The sequence below is a fragment of the Flavobacterium piscinae genome, assembly GCF_004122145.1.
Classification (GTDB): Bacteria; Bacteroidota; Bacteroidia; order Flavobacteriales; family Flavobacteriaceae; genus Flavobacterium; species Flavobacterium piscinae.
Genome location: NZ_SBKQ01000004.1, coordinates 103,542 through 123,123, shown reverse-complemented (window position 1 = coordinate 123,123; position 19,582 = coordinate 103,542). Strand labels below are relative to the sequence as shown.

Sequence of the window (19,582 nt, the reverse complement as noted above, 5' to 3'; positions counted from 1 at the left end):
AAATTTAGCAGTTATTTCAACGGTTTCGCTCCCCTCTCCTTTGGAGAGGGGTCGGGGGTGAGGATTTCAGCTTCGCTATTTTCTCTCACAGAAAACACAGAAAACACAGAAAACGCAGAATACAACAACTACTTCTAAAATTGTCCATCAACTAATTGACTCATTGCCACATTGCCGAATTGGCACATTATCACATTGGCTAATTGCCACATTATTTTACCATATTATCCCAAAAATCCTTACTTTCGCAAATTGATTTTTTAGAACGAGAAAACATGAGTACGAAATTCGCTGAATACAAAGGACTTGACTTGCCTACCGTGGCCTCTGAAGTGCTGAAGTATTGGAAAGAAAACCAGATTTTTGAACAAAGTGTCACCAGCCGTGAAGGGCAACCACCGTATGTGTTTTTTGAAGGTCCGCCTTCGGCCAACGGCTTACCCGGGATTCACCACGTGATGGCTCGTGCGATTAAAGATATTTTTTGCCGCTATAAAACCCAAAAAGGCTTTCAAGTCAAGCGTAAAGCGGGTTGGGATACCCACGGCTTGCCGGTAGAATTGGGTACCGAAAAAGAATTAGGCATTACCAAAGAAGACATCGGTACCAAGATTACGGTGGCCGAATACAACGAAGCGTGTAAACGCACCGTGATGCGATACACCGACGTGTGGAACGACCTCACCGAAAAAATGGGCTACTGGGTGGATATGAACGACCCGTATGTGACGTACAAATCGAAATACATGGAGTCGGTTTGGTGGTTGTTGAAACAGATTTACGATAAAGATTTATTATACAAAGGCTACACCATTCAGCCGTATTCGCCCAAAGCGGGAACCGGTTTGTCTTCGCATGAAGTGAACCAACCGGGCAGTTACAGAGATGTGACCGATACCACCGTGGTGGCTCAATTTAAAACCAAACCGGAAACCTTACCTGCTTTTTTACAAGGGTTTGGCGACATTCATATCTTAGCTTGGACAACCACGCCTTGGACGTTGCCAAGTAATACGGCGTTAACGGTTGGACCGAAGATTGACTATGTGTTGGTGAGAACGTTTAATCAATATACGTTTGAGCCAATAAATGTGGTGTTGTCCAAGAATTTAGTGGGGAAACAATTTGGCGGAAAGTATATGTTAGCCGCAAGCGAAGAGGACTTTTCTAACTATAAAGCCGACGACAAAAAAATTCCGTATCAACTCTTAGCCGAATGCAAAGGAGCGGATTTAGTAGGCATTCGCTACGAACAATTATTGCCTTGGATTTTACCGTATCAACATCCGGAAAATGCGTTTCGTGTGATTTCAGGTGATTTTGTGACGACGGAAGACGGTACCGGAATTGTACATACCGCTCCTACTTTTGGTGCGGATGATGCGAAGGTGGCGAAAGAAGCTACGCCTGAAGTACCGCCAATGTTGGTGTTGGACGCCGCCGGAAATCCCGTTCCGTTGGTGGATTTACAAGGAAAATTCATTCAAGGATTGGGTGATTTTTCGGGGAAATATGTAAAAAATGAATATTACACCGAAGGTGATGCACCGGAACGTTCTGCTGATGTGGAAATTGCCATCCAATTAAAAGAGGAAAACAAAGCCTTCAAAGTAGAAAAATACGTGCACAGTTATCCGCATTGTTGGCGAACCGACAAACCGATTTTATATTATCCGTTGGATTCGTGGTTCATCAAAGTAACGGAAATCAAAGACCGTATGTTTGACTTGAACGATACCATCAATTGGAAACCTAAAGCTACCGGCGAAGGGCGTTTTGGCAATTGGTTGAAGAACGCCAACGATTGGAATTTGTCCCGTTCTCGTTACTGGGGTATTCCGTTACCAATTTGGCGAACCGAAGATAAAACCGAAGAAGTGATCATGGGTTCGGTGGAAGAATTATACACGGCTATCGAAAAATCGATAGCAGCAGGTTTCCAAAAAGAGAATCCGTTCAAAGGATTTGAAATTGGCAACATGAGTGAGGAAAACTATGATTTAGTGGATTTACACAAAAATGTTGTGGATGAAATCGTATTGGTTTCGCCTTCCGGCAAACCGATGAAACGAGAAACCGATTTGATTGACGTATGGTTTGACAGTGGAGCCATGCCGTATGCTCAATGGCATTATCCTTTTGAAAACAAGCATTTAATTGACCATAACGAAGCGTTTCCGGCTGATTTTATTGCCGAAGGTGTCGATCAAACCCGTGGATGGTTTTATACTTTACACGCCATCGGAACGTTAGTGTTCGATAAAATTGCCTATAAAAATGTGGTTTCGAATGGGTTGGTTTTGGATAAAAACGGCCAAAAAATGTCGAAACGTTTGGGTAATGCAATTGACCCGTTTAAAACGTTAAGTGATTTTGGTCCGGATGCGACACGTTGGTATATGATTGCCAATGCGAATCCGTGGGATAATTTGAAATTTGATATCGAAGGCGTGGCGGAAGTACGACGTAAGTTTTTTGGCACGTTATATAATACCTATTCATTCTTTGCGTTGTATGCCAACATTGATGGGTTTACCAATAAAGAAGCAGAAGTTCCCTTAACGGAACGGCCTGAAATTGACCGATGGATTTTATCGGAATTGCAAACGCTAGTGCAGTTAGTAGATGAAAGTTATGCCGATTACGAACCCACAAGAGCGGCAAGAGCGATTTCTGATTTTGTACAGGAAAATTTAAGTAATTGGTATGTGCGTTTGTGTAGAAGAAGATTCTGGAAAGGTGAATACGGCACGGATAAGATAGCGGCGTATCAAACATTATACACCTGTTTGATTACAGTGGCTAAATTATCGGCTCCTATTGCTCCTTTCTTTATGGACAGACTTTACCGAGATTTAACACAAGCTACACATTCAGAAAATTTTGACAGCGTACATTTGGCTGATTTTCCGAAATATGTTGAAAAATATGTTGATAAATCGTTGGAGAGTAAAATGATGAAAGCACAGACGGTTTCGTCACTGGTTTTATCGCTTCGCAAGAAGGAGATGATTAAGGTGCGTCAACCGTTGCAAAAGGTAATGATTCCGATACTTGACGATGTTCAGCGAGCAGAAATTGAAGCGGTTTCCGACCTTATAAAAGCGGAAGTAAACGTAAAAGAAGTGGTGTTGTTAGACGATGCTTCAGGGGTGTTGGTAAAGCAAATCAAGCCTAATTTTAAAGCCTTAGGGCCTCGTTTTGGGAAAGATATGGGATTGATTGCCAAAGAGATACAAGGTTTTTCGCAAGAGCAAATTGCTGAATTAGACCGCAACGGAAGCTATTCGCTTGTTATTTCAGGAAATTCAATAACTTTAACACAAGATGATGTGGAGATTTCTTCGCAAGATATCCCGGGTTGGTTGGTGGCTAATGCAAACGGAATTACGGTAGCCTTAGACATTACGATTACCGATGAATTGCGAAAAGAAGGCATAGCGAGAGAGTTAGTCAATCGTATTCAAAACCTTAGAAAAGACAGTGGTTTTGAAGTAACCGATAAAATAAAGGTTCAATTGTTGCGAAATGGTAGTTTAGAGGAAGCCATTACTGCAAATGAATCATATATAAAGTCCGAAACATTAACCGAAATGCTCGTTTTTGAAGACCAATTAGAAAATGGTACGGAAATTGAGTTTGATGACATTAAAACACTAATAATAATTTCAAAATAGATTAACATGACAGATGAAGTAGTACGTTACTCAGAAGCCGATTTGGCGGAGTTCAAAGAAATTATCCTTAAAAAAATTGAGAAAGCACAGAATGATTTGGAGCTCATCAAGAGTGCCTATATGAATGATTTGAATAATGGAACGGATGATACGTCGCCCACGTTCAAAGCATTTGAAGAAGGTTCTGAAACCATGAGCAAAGAAGCGAATTCTCAATTGGCTATTCGCCAGGAGAAGTTTATCCGCGATTTGCGAAATGCTCTTTTTAGAGTAGAAAACAAAACCTATGGGGTTTGCAAAGTAACGGGTAAATTAATTTCGAAAGAACGCTTAAAATTGGTTCCACATGCGACGATGAGTATAGAGGCGAAGAATATGCAGCGATAAGGAGCAAAGGCTCTAAGGTACTGAGTTGCTGAGGTACTGAGGAAATCAGATTTAAAAATACCCAAATAAAAAGAGAGGACTTTAACATCCTCTCTTTTTATTTGGGTATTTTTAAATTTAGAAATTTACAGTGCTAATGACTTCTAATGTATGGTTTTCACCATAGTTGTATTGGATGATTTTATTGGTTCCCACAGCAATAAGATGGGTGTCTAAAGCGATCACATCTTTTACTTGGTCGTTATAAGTGTTTTGAAGTATTAATTCGGCTGAATTGGCAGCATCAAAAACATTTAAGTTTCCATCGGCACACACATAGAGCACATTATTTTTTACACCCAACCCAAAAGGTTGAGTCAATAAATAAGTAGAAATCAACGTTGGGTTTTCAATAGTTGTGATGTCAATGACATTTACTTGGTCTTCAATTGAACCGCAGTTGGAGCCGCCTCTTACAGTGATATAGGCTTTGTAGCCGTCAACCACAACCGGGTCACAGGCTGTGGCATGAGCAAAACTAGATACAAAATAAGGATTGAACTCATCCAAGGCATTCACCACATACATTCCATTGGTAGAACCAATAAAAAGGAATTCTTTTTGTTTAAATAGTGTTTCAAATAGTCCACCTCCTAACCATTCGTTCATGTTTACCGTTTTATCAAAATAAGTTTCTGTCGGGTTGGTAATGTTGAAGACATTTAAATTGTATGAATCTACAGTATACAAAGCATTGTTGTTGATTTGGAATTTAGCATAAGAGCCACCGGTTCCCACACTTCCTCCACTGGCATTTTCAAAGCTTGCAAGAGCGTCGTCGGCCCAATTCGCATATTCCTCAGAAGGTCTTTGTCGGGTTTCAATTTTAAACCCAACCATGATTTCGCCTTCGGATGGATACACGTCATAGGCATAAAATTCAGCCTCATTCGGATAAGTTGGGTAGAAGGAAATTACGTTCTCAGCCACACGAACAACTTCTATATTATTGATGTTGCTGATATCAAAAACCACTAAATCCACAAAGTTATCCGCATACAAATAGTTCCCTTTTACCGCAATATCATGCACTCCTTCCAGGTTGATAAAAGCCATGTTTTGGGGATTAGCCGGGTTGGAATTGTCAAAAATGTGGATGCCTGATTCTTGAGCAATATAAAACAGTAGGTTTTCTGCAATGTAGATTTTGCCGTCGGAGTTGGTTTCTTGGGCGGAAGTAACCGAAATAGAATTTCGTAATGTTTCTAACGATTTGATTACCGGAACCGCAAATTTTGCTGTTTCCGAAGAGCGGTCATCGTCTTGGTTGCAACTTGCAAAAAAGCCGACAAACAAGCATAAGCAAAGTAAATTTATTGTTTTCATTATCAGTTAGGTTAGGTTAAACAAATGTACAAATTGTTGTATGTAGTTGAGATGTAAAATCTAAAAAAGGTTGCGTGAAATGCTAAATATTATTTAAAGTTTTGTGCTCTTGTTCCATAATTCGCCTTTTGTTTGAGATAATTGTTATTTTTGCACGATAAAATTGTCAGCATGTCTTTAAAGAAAGCTTATTTGATCGTCTTTATCATCTTATTAGTTGATCAACTTTCCAAAATATATATTAAAACGAACTTTGTTCTAGGAGAAGAAATTAAAGTTTTCGACTGGTTTCGTATTCATTTTATCGAAAATGAAGGCATGGCTTGGGGAACTAAAATACCCGGTGATTACGGGAAATTGTTTTTAACGTTATTTCGTATTGTAGCTGTTTTTGGAATTGGGTATTGGTTGTGGGACAGTGTGAGAAAGCATAGTTCAAACTACCTGATTGTAGCCGTAGCATTGATTTTAGCCGGAGCCTTTGGCAATATTATCGACAGTGTTTTTTATGGGGTCATTTTTAATGACAGTCACCACGCCGCTTCTACTTTATTTTCAGACAATCCTTATGGAACTTGGTTCCACGGGAAAGTTGTGGATATGCTTTACTTCCCGATTTGGAAAGGAACGTTACCGGAATGGATTCCTGGTGTAGGGGGAAACTACTTTACTTTCTTTAATGCCATTTTTAATATTGCCGACATGGCCATTTCTACCGGAGTGGGTATTTTGATTGTATTTAATAAAAGAGCTTTCGGCACAACTAACAAGGAAGAAGTTGCAACCAACGAAGAAATGGCTGCTTAATTAAACGTGTAAATTTTGGTGGGTGTTATGCAATAATCCAGTAGAACATCTGCTTCAAAAACATCTTCAATTTGATTTTCTGCTTCAAAAAAAGACAATCCTATCTTGATAGTGTCCGGTTTACATTCGGCTAAGAATTGGTCATAAAAGCCTTTGCCGTAACCCACGCGATGTCCTTTTTTATCAAAAGCCAACAAGGGGATAAAAACCACTTCAATCATAGCAACAGGAACTTCTATCCCATTGACCGGTTCCGGAATATTATAGTCGTTTTTTTTGATTTTGGTGTTATCCGTTAACAAAAAATGTGTCATTTTTCTGGTTTCAAAATCACTTTTAGCGATGACAATTTCTTTGTCTTTTCCGGCTAAAATTTGCAAGATGAATTCGGTATCAATTTCTTTATGTTCTTGGATGGATAAAAAAAGATGGTAATAGGTTTTATCCCAAATGTTCAACCGAAGCAATTGGTTGGCAATGGCTAAACTTTTTTCTTCTCTTTCTTCTTCTGCAAGAGCGGCCCGTAACGCTTTATACTTTATCCGAAGTTCTTTTTTATGCATATACCGAAGCGTTCAATTCGGCTATAAAAGTAATTAAATGTTCGGGTTCCACGTGATTCATCACTACAATTTTATACCATTTGTTATCCTTGAGGTGCGATTGAGGTACGAGTTTAAAACGTTGAGCGATTTCATTGGAAATGTATTTTGCTTCAATCGTTACAATGTTCATAAACGGTTCTCGGAAATAACGAATATCCAATTGATCTAATTCACGACAGAGAAAATCGGTTCGTAATTGTAGTGTATTCACTTTTTCAAACCATCCGTGTGGTCCATATGTGGATAGTATCATCCAAACGGCAACAGCATTGGCTCCTGAACGGCTACCGCAGAGCGTAACATCCATGCCTTCTACATATTCTGCTTCTTTGGTGAGTACATGATGGATAAGGTTTTTTCGGCAAATAAAAATGCCGGTTCCATACGGTGCTTGTAACATTTTGTGGGCATCAATGGTAATCGAACTAATAGCAGGATTGCTGAAATTAATGGTTGACTGTTGATTGCTAAACGGATATACGAAACCGCCATACGCCCCATCAATGTGCAATTTAAACGGCAGTTGAAGAGCGTTTAATGTTTCAATATAGTCCAACGGATTGTCCACTGAACCAAACATGGTGGTGCCCATATTTGAGACTACTATACAGTATTTTTTACCGTTTTCTTTCGCCTGTATAAGAATCGATAGCAAGGCTTTTTTATCCAATTGACGGGTTGAAAAATCAACCGGGATTTTGAGCCAATCTACTTGTAAAAGGTTAGCTCCTTTTGGAATGGAATAATGGGTATCTTCTGAGGAAACAATAGCAATTTCCTGTAAAGAAGCTAGATGTTCGTGAAGGAAATAATTGCGGTACATCCATAAGGCTTGAATGTTGGCTTCTGTTCCGCCGGGTGAAACATAGCCGTCAAAACCCTCAGGTTTGGCCTTAAAAACATCAATGGCTAAAGCATTAAGCACTTCATTTTCCAGCTGTTGTGTGCCGCTAAACACACTTTCGGATTGGCCTAATGTGTGACAACCAATATGATTGGGGTTGGCTACAAAGGTTTGCAATGTTGGAGCTTCTTTCAAAAAAGGAGCGTTATCATAAAAGACTTTCCCATCCAATTTTGAAGCCGGAAAGCCGAGTGAAATGTCTTGTGCAAAGTTTACGTTTTCAGCCAACGCCTCAGCTACTTTGTCTAAACGTTCTTGGTGGCTATATTTTTTCCAATACTTCATGGTTGTATATTTTTGGGCAAAGCTAGGTAGTTTGCCGAAGAGGAAATATGATAAATGTTAGTTGCAAGCACCTTTTTTTACTACTATATTTGTACTATGCAGACCATTTCTTTAGAACTTCAACTACAAACCCTTCCCGACAGTCCGGGAGTATATCAATATTTTGATAAGGAAGGAAAGATATTGTATGTTGGAAAAGCGAAGAACTTAAAAAAAAGAGTTTCGTCTTATTTTACCAAATCGCATGACAACCACAAAACGGCGATTTTGGTGAAGAAAATTGTTGAAATCCGTCATATTGTAGTGGCTACCGAACAAGATGCCTTGTTGTTAGAAAACAATTTGATTAAAAAATTACAACCGCGGTATAACATCAATTTAAAAGACGACAAGACTTATCCGTGGATTTGCATCAAAAAAGAACCGTTTTCCCGCATTTTTCCTACTCGAAAAATGATAAAAGACGGTTCCGAATATTACGGACCCTATACCAATTTCAAAACTGTGAATACGTTGTTGGATATGATTAAAGAATTGTATCCGTTGCGAACGTGCAATTACGATTTAAGTGAACAAAATATCCGTAACCATAAATACAAAGTATGTTTGGAATACCATATTGGCAATTGCAAAGGCCCATGTGAAGGGATGGAAAGTCTGGAACATTACCAAAGTCAGGTGGATGCTATTCGGGAAATATTGAAAGGTAATTTTAAAGACAGTATCAAGACTTTTAAACAAAAAATGATGCTTCATGCACAACACATGGAATTTGAAGAAGCACAGAAAATCAAAGAAAAAATAGATGTTTTAGAGAATTATCAGGCTAAATCGACCATTCTCAATCCAAAAATATCCAACATTGATGTGTTTTCAATTGTTTCGGATGAAACGATGGCCTATGTTAATTTCCTTCAAATTGCTCATGGAGCGATTATTCGTTCGCATACCTTGGAGATGAAAAAAAAGTTGGACGAAACCGACGAAGAGCTATTGGAATTGGCCGTTGTAGAGCTTCGGGAACGTTTTCGACTCACTTCCAAAGAAATTATACTGCCGTTTGAATTGGATTTTGGCAATAAAATTAAAGTCACTGTACCACAGTTGGGTGATAAAAAACAGATTTTAGAACTGTCGCAACGCAATGCTAAATACCATCGTTTGGAGCAATTGAAACAAATTCAGATTGTAGATCCGGAAAGGCATACCAACCGCATTATGGCTCAAATGCAAAAGGATTTACGCCTTTCTGTTGAACCACGACACATTGAATGTTTTGACAACTCGAATATTCAGGGAACCAATCCTGTGGCGGCTTGTGTAGTGTTTAAAGACGGAAAGCCCAGCAAAAAAGACTACCGTCATTTCAATATTAAAACGGTGGAAGGACCGAATGATTTTGCGTCGATGGAAGAAGTGGTGTACCGTCGTTATAAAAGGTTATTGGATGAAAACCAACCTTTACCGCAATTGATTATCATTGATGGAGGGAAGGGGCAATTATCGTCGGCACTGAAAAGTTTAGACGATTTAGGATTACGCGGAAAAATAGCGATTATAGGCATTGCTAAACGATTGGAAGAATTGTTTTATCCCGGTGATTCTGTTCCGTTGTATTTGGATAAAAAGTCGGAAACGCTCAAAATTATTCAGCAATTGCGAAACGAAGCTCACCGATTTGGCATTACTCATCATCGAGACAAACGCAGTAAGTCGGCTCTTCAAACCTCGCTTGAAACCATACCCGGAATCGGAGAAAAAACGATGATTACGTTACTAAAACATTTCAAAAGTGTTAAAAGATTGTCTTTGGCCACCGAAAGTGAAATTTCTGACGTGGTGGGTGTATCAAAAGCCAAAAAAATTTCCGAATTTTACAGAAGTAAACCTAACTAATACATTTTGAAGCGAATAATTCCTGCCTTTTTGGATTCCAATTTCCCGTTTTCGTCTGTATCTCTGCATGCAGTTACAAGAATATTGGCTCAACCGGGGATAGGAAGGATTTGTCTTTTGTGTTTGTTGACCATAGCCTTTAACCTATCACCAAATACTGTTCAAGCACAAGATACAATTCCAAAAAAGCCTAAAATTGGGTTGGTTTTAAGTGGAGGAGGAGCAAAAGGATTGGCTCACATTGGTGTACTCAAAGTCATTGAAGAAGCCGGCATCAAAATCGATTACATTGGCGGAACCAGTATGGGAGCTATCGTTGGCGGGTTATATGCTTCGGGCTATACCGCCACGCAACTTGACAGTATTTTTAACAATACCGATTACGATGCTGTGATTCAGGATTTTATTCCTCGGTCATCCAAAAACTTTTATGAAAAAGCAAATGATGAGCGGTATGCTTTTGCGTTACCTTTTAATAAGTTCAAAATTGGCATTCCCACTGCTTTGTCAAAAGGCTTGTATAATTATAATATGATGACCCGTTTAACAGCAAATGTTCGCCATGAACGGGATTTTAAAAAGTTGCCCATCCCGTTTTTGTGTATCGCTACCGATATTGAAACCGGTCAGGAAGTGTTGTTAGACCACGGTTTTTTGGCTCAGTCTATTTTGGCCAGCGGAGCATTTCCATCGCTCTATTCACCACTGGTTATCGATGGTAAATACCTTATAGATGGAGGGGTAATTAATAATTATCCTTTGGATGAGGTGAAAAAAATGGGTGCGGATATCATTATTGGTGTCGATGTTCAAGACGACTTAAAAGACCGGGAATCATTAAAAGATGCGACTCGAATTTTGGTACAGATTTCAAACTTGCAAATGATTCAAAAAATGCAAGAGAAAAAAACGCGTACAGATGTTTATATTCGTCCTGATGTAGAACAATATTCGGTGATTTCTTTTGACAAAGGAACCGAAATTATTGAAGTAGGGAAAAAGGCCGCCCTCAGTGTAATTGAACAACTCAATCAACTAAGTAGTAATTATCAAAAGCAAAAAACAATTGTTCCCTTAACCGAGCGGGATAGTTTATATGTTTCTTCCATTACACATACTCAGTTAGAAAATTACACAAGAGCTTATATCATTGGTAAGTTAAGGTTTAAAGCCGGTAGAAAAATCAGTTTTTCAGAATTAAAGCAAGGCATTGAAAACTTGAATGCTACACAAAATTTCGGATCCATTAATTATACTTTGGAAAAAGACAACAATGGCGGTGACAGAATAAATTTAAATTTAACCGAGAATCCCTATAAAGCATTTTTAAAATTGGGTTTGCATTACGACGGATTGTTTAAAAGTGGGATTTTAGTTAATTTCACACAAAAGAAAATGTTGTTTAAAAATGACATATTTTCCACCGATGTTGTGTTGGGGGATAATTTCAGGTATAATTTGGATTATTATGTTGATAACGGTTTTTATTGGAGTTTTGGAATCAAATCAAAATTTACCGGTTTTAACCGAAATGTAACTACCGATTTTAGTCAAGGTGTTCTGTTTACCTCGGAAGATGTGAATTCTATTAACGTGGATTTTTCCGACTTCACCAATCAAATTTATATGCAAACAGTTTTTATACAAAAATTTGTGGTAGCAGGTGGTTTGGAATATAAACATTTGAAATTAAAATCGGAGACCTTAAACACAGGTGATCCGGTTATAGAAAACAGTGATTATTGGAGTGCTTTTGGGTATTTGAAGTATGACTCTTTTGATAATAAATACTTTCCCAAAAGTGGTTGGTATTTTAATGGGGATATACAATCGTTTTTTTATTCTACGGATTACACGAACACGTATAACAATTTTTCTATTTTAAAAGCGGAAGCCGGTATAGCTCAAAAGTTGTTTAACCGAACGACACTGAATATTCAAACCGAAGGAGGTTTAACTATTGGAGAACAAACCGTTCCCTTTTTTAATTTTGTATTTGGGGGATATGGGTTTTATCCCATCAACAACTTTAAACCGTTTTACGGGTATGATTTTTTAAGTTTTGCCGGGAACAGTTATGTTAAAGCCCTGTTTCAGTTGGATTATGAAATTTTTAAAAAAAATCATTTAAACTTCTCGGCGAATTTTGCAAATGCCGGCGATAAGATTTTTGAATCGGATGAGTGGCTCACTAAGCCTTCTTTTACCGGTTATGGATTTGGTTATGGGTTAGAATCTATTTTTGGTCCCATAGAAATTAAGCACAGTTGGTCCCCCGAAACTAAAGATCACCACACATGGTTTAGTGTAGGTTTTTGGTTTTAATTGTGTAGTATTCCTTTTTTTACGATATTTGTGTTATATTTTACTAAAATCATAAAAAATGTTTGTAATTCTTGGTTTTTTGGTAGCCTTTGGTCTTGGAATTATTGTAGGCGTGAACATTAAAAAAAATCAAAACTAACCTCAAATAATTTTTGAAATGAGTGCTTTTTGGCCCGGATTATTGGATTACCTTCAGTTCCTTATCAAACGGAATCCGGAGTGATTTGAATTAATTAGCCAAATTGACAATTTGTCAATGTGACAATTCATCAAATGTTCAATCTAAATTCAAAAAAATGCCATTTTATCATCAATTAGGAGAAATTCCTCCCAAACGTCATACACAATTCCGAAAACCAAACGGCGAACTTTATTATGAGCAACTTTTTGGTACTGTGGGTTTTGACGGAATGTATTCCAACATGTATCACGTGCACAGACCCACACAAGTTAAAGAAATCCGTAAACAATATTCCGTGGCACCTTCCATTGCCAAATCCAATAATATGCAATCGTATAAATTGCACGGATTTGACGTAGCCCCTGAAAAAGATTATTTGGAAAGTAGAAAAATTGTGTTGACCAATTCAGACTGCCACATTACGTTGGCTGCTCCTCAAAACAAAACGCAAGACTATTTTTATAAAAACACCGATTCCGATGAAATGATTTTCATTCACAAAGGAAGCGGAAAACTACGCACTTTTTTAGGTAATATCGACTTTAAATACGGCGATTATTTATTGATTCCACGCGGAATCATTTATAAAATTGATTTTGATACCGAAGATAACCGATTGTTTATTGTAGAATCGAGACGACCTATTTATACGCCAAAACGGTACCGTAACTGGTTTGGTCAATTGCTAGAACATTCTCCTTTTTGCGAACGCGATTTACGTCGCCCAACTGAATTAGAAACGTATGACGAAATAGGTGATTTTGTGATTAAAGTGAAAAAAAGAGACGAAATCATCGAAATGGTCTATGCTTCGCATCCGTTTGATGTGGTAGGCTATGACGGTTACAATTATCCGTATGCTTTTTCCATTCACGATTTTGAACCGATAACCGGAAGAATTCACCAACCGCCACCGGTGCACCAAACTTTTGAAACGGATGCGTTTGTGGTATGTTCATTTGTGCCGAGATTGTATGACTATCATCCGCTTTCTATTCCGGCACCCTATAATCACAGTAATATTGACAGTGATGAGGTGTTGTATTATGTGGATGGTGATTTCATGAGCCGAAATGATGTGAAACCGGGAAATATTTCCTTGCATCCGGCGGGTATTCCGCACGGACCGCATCCGGGAGCCTACGAAAGAAGCATCGGAAAAACCGAAACAAAAGAGTTGGCCGTAATGGTGGACACTTTTAAGCCGTTGATGGTGACGGATGAAGCGATGAAAGTGGCAGATGAGCAGTACTTTCAATCGTGGCTTTGATAATTTGGCAATTTGTCAATTCGGCAATTTGTCAATGAGGGGTAGTAGTAATCAAGATATTAGAATTTATATTTAAAAAAAGATATTAATTTTAAAAACATTTCTAAACAAATCAGTCAATTGACACATAGACAAATCAATCAATTGACACATTAATTCTATAAGCCATGATAACATTTAAAGAAAAGTACAAGGATAATTTAATTCTTGTAAAATCATTTGAATTTGCCAAGAAGATTGTTTTATACACCGAAAAATTAGAGGAAAATAAAAGGTTTGTTGTTGCCAATCAACTGCTTAAGTCCGGCACATCAATAGGAGCAAACATAAAAGAAGCTCAAAACGCAGAAAGCAAAGCTGATTTCATACACAAATTTAAAATTGCCATGAAAGAAGCTGATGAAACCGAGTTTTGGTTGTTTTTATGCAATGAACTAGAACGTTATCCCGAAACAGAAGAATTGTTAATAGAATTATTTGACATTTTAAAAATCACAAATAAAATTATAGCAACTTCAAAAATTAATAAAAAAAGTTCAACCCAATTGGTTGATGAAATGTAAATTTTAGCAGTTTTCAAAATTGACAAATTGCCACATTGACCAATTGACAAATTAAAAACAAAGTTTAACCAAATTGGTTGAAAAGATGCAATTTTAGCAGTTTTCAAAAATTGTCACATTGCCACATTGACCAATTGCCACATTAAAAAATTATGTCACAAGAAATAAAATCAGTAGAATACGGACTGGAAAAAATATTTGAAGGAGCTCAAGATTTCCTTCCTTTAATGGGAACCGATTATGTAGAGTTTTATGTTGGGAATGCCAAACAAGCGGCTCATTTTTATAAAACAGCCTTTGGCTTTCAATCGTTGGCGTATGCCGGATTGGAAACCGGTGTAAAAGACCGAGCTTCGTATGTGTTGAAGCAAGATAAAATCCGATTAGTTTTAACCACCGCATTAAAAAGTGATTCGCTTATTGGAGAACATGTTAAAAAACATGGCGATGGAGTAAAAATCGTAGCTTTATGGGTAGAAGACGCTCGTAAATCGTTTGAAGAAACGACTAAACGCGGTGCAAAAGTTTTCATGGAGCCTACGGTGGAAACCGATGAGTTTGGTGAAGTGGTTCGTGCCGGAATTTATACGTACGGTGAAACCGTTCATCTATTCGTAGAACGCAAAAATTACAACGGGACTTTTTTACCGGGTTATAAAGAATGGAAATCGGATTACAATCCCGCACCTGTTGGATTAAAATATGTAGATCACATGGTGGGAAATGTGGGTTGGAATGAAATGAATACGTGGGTAAAATGGTATGAAGATGTGATGGGATTTGTGAATTTCCTTTCCTTTGATGACAAACAAATTACCACCGAATATTCCGCTTTGATGAGTAAAGTAATGAGCAACGGAAACGGGAGAATTAAATTCCCCATCAACGAACCGGCCGAAGGAAAGAAAAAATCACAGATTGAAGAATATTTAGATTTTTATGAAGGTCCGGGTGTGCAGCACATTGCGGTAGCCACCGATGATATCATTTCCACCGTAGCCGAAATGCGAAAAAGAGGTGTTGAGTTTTTGAGTACGCCACCACAAGCCTATTACGATGCCATTCCGGAACGTTTAAAAGATCACATGTCGAAGTTTAAAGAAGACATCAAAGAACTTCAAAAATTGGGTATTATGATTGATGCCGATGAGGAAGGATATTTGTTGCAAATTTTCACCAAACCGGTGGAAGACCGCCCTACTTTATTCTTTGAAATCATCCAACGGATGGGAGCCAGAGGTTTTGGAGCAGGAAATTTCAAAGCGTTGTTTGAAAGTATCGAACGTGAACAAGCGTTAAGAGGAACGTTATAATCGTTTTTGTATATTAATAATCCGCTATGTTTCATAAAATCATCGTGAAACTTAGCGGATTTTTATTTTATAACGGGAACAAGAAGTTTTTTGTAAATTAAAATTAATAAAACAGTCTTAAAATTGCGAATAGTGAAATTTTACACCTTCTTTCAATGTGTTTTTTGCTGAATATGTGTTAAAGTCAAAAAATAACTAACAATTTAGTAACCAACCCATTACCTTTGCACTCGCAAAAAAGGAGGAGTGGTTACCTTTTTTTGAGTAATGTAAATTTTCATAATTTATAGTTTTTTTGGTTAGTTAATTAGCATACAGCCCAATTGGAAACAGTTGGGCTTTGTGTTTTGGGTAATGTGTCAATGATTCAATTTGGAAATGAGTCAATTTGTTTTTACAACAGATCAATTCATCAGAGTTCCCTCTACGCTGAGTATTCAACAAACAATTTTTATTATTTTTTCACAAATTTAAATGTAAAACTTTCAAAGTTAGGTGAGTCAATTATACCAAAATAAAGACCTGTTGTAAGGTTTGAAACATCCAATTGATTATTGATAATTTCACCACGATAAATTTCTCTTCCGTTTATGTCAATCAATCTTATTGAATTTGTATTACCGTCTTCTAACTGAAAATTCAAAAAATCATTAGTAGGGTTCGGATAAATTGTGAAGCGTTTATTGTTTTGTGTCAGGCTTAAGTTTTCACTCAACGAATTTCCAAATTTAACGACGGTAAATTTATTTTGGATAACGGTATAAATTTTTTCTTGAGAATCTAAAACAATTGCCATCGGTTCCGTGCCTTGAATATTGTATGAAGTGGACCATTCAAAACCATTTTGAGCCGAATAAGCATAGATGAATGTTGCCGAGGGAGCACCACCATTGTTATTTGAATTACCTATGATATAATAATTGTCATTTACAGAAACAATCATATCATAAACCCAGTTGTTACTTTGTGATAAAAGCTGTTCGTTTTGATATAAAATTGAGCCATCTATTGGAGATACTTTTGCTACATATAGTTTGTTTTCTCCGCTGGTAGACCAATTTGTTCCGGAAATAATTAATTCGCCGGTACTCAGTACTTTTAATCTTCCCGAAGTAGCGGCCACTTGTATATCGTATGTTTGAGAAAATACAACATTGCCATTTGTGTCATATTTTGTTAATTCAATGGATGGATCGGAGCCTACATACGTTTGCGTAAGAGAAAAGGTGTTCCCGGAATTGTCTAGTAAAACATCTGTAGCCCAAGTTTGGTTATTGTTTTGACTGTTTCCGGACCAAATCAAATCACCATCTGCATTCCAAACAGCGTATTGATTGTTATAACCTGAAATCATCGTATTTCCTACTAAAACAATTTTGCCGTTTTTATAATTCATACCATGAATCCCGTGAACGTTGCCAAAGCTCTTAACTCTTTCCCACAATAATTCTCCGCCACTACTAAGTTTCAATAAAACAAATCCGGCTTGTGATAATGTATTGGTGATACCGGCTGTTCCAATATACAAATTATCCAACTCATCAATTGCTCCTAAGTTTCGCTTGCGAATTCCCATTATATCTCCCGAATTAAATGTTCCCGGAATAGATACATTATACAGTAATTCACCTGTTGGAGAATATTTCAAAACTTTTATAGCATTTGGATTTTCATTTTGGAGTGATAAAGTAAATTGATAACCCACTACAATAATGTTGTTATTACTATCTGTTCCCGTCCAAGTGGCTCGATGTGAATTGTTTGGCAATGTAGTTGAAACAGAATCTTTCCAAATTAAGTTCCCTTCGGAATCCATTTTTTGAGTATAAATATAATTGGCATATCCGGTTTGGTTGAACCCATTTCCAACAGAAATAATTTTATCCTCAGAGTCTACCGCTATCATTTTTCCCAAAACAAGGGGGTTAGGATAGACGTTTTCCCAAAGTAGATTTTGACTAATGGAAAATTGAAAAAAGAGGCATATCATAAATAAGTATAAATATCTCATAATGGTATTATTTGAATGAATAATTAGTTAATAAAGGTTCAAAGTTATTGTATCTACTTTAGCAAAACAGTGACAAATGTCACATCGTACTTTTTATTTTAACAATTGTTGAGACAATTACCCTACTTTTAGAATAAAGAAGTAATCAATTATCCTAAAAAAACATTAAAATCCTCCCTTTTTTTGAGGTCTTTTTTAGATTTAGTACATTTGGAACAGAAATTGCAACGGCTTCTGAAAAAAGACAACGTTTTATGAAAAAAGTACTGCTTCTCTTCCTGTTTATATCAACTGCCAGTTTTGATTCTCAGACGAGTTATCCTATAAAAGAAGATGCTTTTGATGTGGGTGAATGGTTTCAGTTCCGCATTCACTACGGCTTGATTAATGCCGGAATGGCAGAATTGAGTGTGCATGAAGCCATTAGAAACAATAAAAAAGTTTTTCATGCTAAAGGGCGTGGCTACACCACCGGAATGACTAAATTTTTCTTTAAAGTAGAAGATGATTACCAAAGTTATTTTGATAAACAAACCGGTAAACCCTATCAATTTGTTCGAAAAATAGACGAGGGCGGTTACACCAAAAACCAAGAAGGTTTCTTCAACCAAAGCAACAATACGGTTTTGGTAAAAGACTATAAACGGAAGACAGAAAAAACATTCCAAGTACCGGATAAAACACAAGATATTTTATCGACATTTTATTATTTGAGAAATCACCCTGCTGTTGATAAACTAAAAGTAGGAGAGTCCATCGACATCGATATGTTTTTTGATGAAGAAACTACAAAATTTAAACTGAAATTTATTGGTCGTGAAGATTTAAAAACTAAATTTGGTGTCGTTCCTGCCATGATTTTCAGGCCTTATGTGCAAGCCGGACGTGTTTTTAAAGAACAAGAAAGCTTAACTGTTTGGATTTCAGACGATGACAACAAATTACCCCTGCGAATTAAGGCCGAATTAGCCGTGGGATCGATCAAAGCTGATTTGGAAAAATTTAAAGGATTAAAACATACATTTACCGTTAAAGCAAAACCGTAATGAATACTACCGCACACGATGATATTCTTGAAAAGTTGGAAGAAAAGTTTCAAGGAATTAACCAAAAAACGGAAACACACTTAGAAGGACTTTTGTGGGCGAAGCCCATCACTTATTGGGATTATATTCAAACGGATGCACTTTTGAACTTGCAGATACAACGAACAACCTTGCCGGATGAGATGGTTTTTGTGATGTATCACCAAGTGAATGAATTGTTATTCAAAATGATACTTTGGGAAATCGAGCAAGTCTGTCATTCTGAAAAGCCCGAAACAGCTTTTTTTACTGAAAAATTAATGCGAATCAGTCGTTATTTCGATATGCTGACCACTTCTTTTACCATCATGAAAGACGGAATGGAAGTAGAACAATACATGAAATTCCGCAATACATTAACACCTGCCAGCGGTTTTCAAAGTGCTCAATACCGATTGATAGAATTTGCTTCAACCGACTTAATCAATTTGATTGATTATCGTTTTAGAAGTTCAATCGATCGCAACACACCCTATGAACATGCCCTGGAACATTTGTATTGGCAAGCCGCCGGGAAAGATTATCAAACAGGCGAAAAGTCCTATTTAATTTTAGAATTCGAAAGAAAATACAAGAAAGAATTTTTGGCCTTCATGGAAGAATACAACACGATTAATCTTTGGCAAAAGTTCAAACAATTGCCGGAAGAGGATCAAAAAAATGAAGCGTTGGTTAAAGCCATGCGACATTATGATTACACCGTTAACATTACCTGGGTAATGGGGCATTTTAATGCGGCCAAAAAATACATCGAGAGTGGTCATGGCAGTGGTGAAGCAACCGGCGGAAGCGATTGGAAAAAATACATGCTTCCTAAATACCAACGAAGAATTTTCTTCCCGGAATTATGGTCGGAGGAAGAATTGGCAACTTGGGGAGAAAAAGAAAGTGTTTAATTAGATTAAAAG

The 19,582-nt window shown here is 37.3% G+C and carries 14 protein-coding genes; 10 read left to right on the top strand and 4 right to left on the bottom strand.

What is annotated here, in order from left to right; all coding sequences use genetic code 11:
• The first annotated feature begins 275 nt into the window (after positions 1-275).
• Both ileS and EQG68_RS04870 read left to right on the top strand, forming a co-directional pair.
• Positions 276-3,677, top strand: coding sequence for an isoleucine--tRNA ligase (ileS, locus tag EQG68_RS04875; protein WP_129463662.1), 3,402 nt, complete (start codon positions 276-278; stop codon positions 3,675-3,677).
• Between the two features lie 6 nt (positions 3,678-3,683).
• On the top strand, positions 3,684-4,064 hold the full coding sequence (locus EQG68_RS04870) for a TraR/DksA family transcriptional regulator (RefSeq protein ID WP_026710085.1): 381 nt from the start codon (positions 3,684-3,686) through the stop codon (positions 4,062-4,064).
• Positions 4,065-4,181: 117 nt separating this feature from the next.
• Here the strand turns inward: EQG68_RS04870 and EQG68_RS04865 are convergent, their stop codons facing one another.
• Complete coding sequence (locus EQG68_RS04865; protein WP_129463661.1) at positions 4,182-5,429, bottom strand: LVIVD repeat-containing protein; 1,248 nt, start codon at positions 5,427-5,429, stop codon at positions 4,182-4,184.
• A 171-nt stretch (positions 5,430-5,600) separates the two neighbouring features.
• On the opposite strand from EQG68_RS04865, the gene EQG68_RS04860 reads away from it, so the two are divergent.
• Positions 5,601-6,236 (top strand): lipoprotein signal peptidase, encoded by a 636-nt coding sequence (locus EQG68_RS04860; protein ID WP_129463660.1) that lies wholly within the window; start codon positions 5,601-5,603, stop codon positions 6,234-6,236.
• Here EQG68_RS04860 and EQG68_RS04855 read toward each other — a convergent pair.
• Both EQG68_RS04855 and EQG68_RS04850 read right to left on the bottom strand, forming a co-directional pair.
• On the bottom strand, positions 6,233-6,799 hold the full coding sequence (locus EQG68_RS04855) for a 5-formyltetrahydrofolate cyclo-ligase (RefSeq protein WP_129463659.1): 567 nt from the start codon (positions 6,797-6,799) through the stop codon (positions 6,233-6,235). The two genes, EQG68_RS04860 and EQG68_RS04855, sit on opposite strands and share 4 nt — an antisense overlap.
• Positions 6,792-8,030: a pyridoxal phosphate-dependent decarboxylase family protein gene (locus tag EQG68_RS04850; protein WP_129463658.1), complete on the bottom strand. Its 1,239-nt coding sequence runs from the start codon at positions 8,028-8,030 to the stop codon at positions 6,792-6,794. The genes EQG68_RS04855 and EQG68_RS04850 overlap by 8 nt, the downstream gene beginning before the upstream one ends.
• A 96-nt stretch (positions 8,031-8,126) precedes the next feature.
• Between EQG68_RS04850 and uvrC the strand changes: the two genes are divergently transcribed.
• The 5 genes from uvrC to hppD all read left to right on the top strand — a co-directional run bounded on the left by uvrC (position 8,127) and on the right by hppD (position 15,578).
• Positions 8,127-9,926, top strand: coding sequence for an excinuclease ABC subunit UvrC (gene uvrC, locus EQG68_RS04845; protein WP_129463657.1), 1,800 nt, complete (start codon positions 8,127-8,129; stop codon positions 9,924-9,926).
• Between the two features lie 126 nt (positions 9,927-10,052).
• Complete coding sequence (locus tag EQG68_RS04840) at positions 10,053-12,251, top strand: patatin-like phospholipase family protein (RefSeq protein WP_449404218.1); 2,199 nt, start codon at positions 10,053-10,055, stop codon at positions 12,249-12,251.
• Positions 12,252-12,547: 296 nt separating this feature from the next.
• On the top strand, positions 12,548-13,702 hold the full coding sequence (locus EQG68_RS04835; protein ID WP_129463656.1) for a homogentisate 1,2-dioxygenase: 1,155 nt from the start codon (positions 12,548-12,550) through the stop codon (positions 13,700-13,702).
• A 167-nt stretch (positions 13,703-13,869) separates the two neighbouring features.
• Positions 13,870-14,265: a four helix bundle protein gene (locus EQG68_RS04830; protein WP_129463655.1), complete on the top strand. Its 396-nt coding sequence runs from the start codon at positions 13,870-13,872 to the stop codon at positions 14,263-14,265.
• A 152-nt stretch (positions 14,266-14,417) separates the two neighbouring features.
• Positions 14,418-15,578, top strand: a complete 1,161-nt coding sequence (hppD, locus tag EQG68_RS04825) for a 4-hydroxyphenylpyruvate dioxygenase (protein WP_129463654.1) — start codon at positions 14,418-14,420, stop codon at positions 15,576-15,578.
• 454 nt (positions 15,579-16,032) lie between these two features.
• On the opposite strand, the gene EQG68_RS04820 is transcribed toward hppD, so the two are convergent.
• The gene (locus EQG68_RS04820) at positions 16,033-17,484 is read right to left on the bottom strand and encodes a T9SS type A sorting domain-containing protein (RefSeq protein WP_164975389.1); all 1,452 of its coding nucleotides are present in this window, start codon (positions 17,482-17,484) and stop codon (positions 16,033-16,035) included.
• A 359-nt stretch (positions 17,485-17,843) separates the two neighbouring features.
• Here EQG68_RS04820 and EQG68_RS04815 point away from each other — a divergent pair, with 359 nt between their 5' ends.
• Both EQG68_RS04815 and EQG68_RS04810 read left to right on the top strand, forming a co-directional pair.
• Positions 17,844-18,635, top strand: coding sequence for a DUF3108 domain-containing protein (locus EQG68_RS04815; protein ID WP_129463652.1), 792 nt, complete (start codon positions 17,844-17,846; stop codon positions 18,633-18,635).
• Positions 18,635-19,570 (top strand): tryptophan 2,3-dioxygenase family protein, encoded by a 936-nt coding sequence (locus tag EQG68_RS04810; protein ID WP_129463651.1) that lies wholly within the window; start codon positions 18,635-18,637, stop codon positions 19,568-19,570. Before EQG68_RS04815 ends, EQG68_RS04810 begins: the two co-directional genes overlap by 1 nt.
• Positions 19,571-19,582 lie beyond the last annotated feature (12 nt).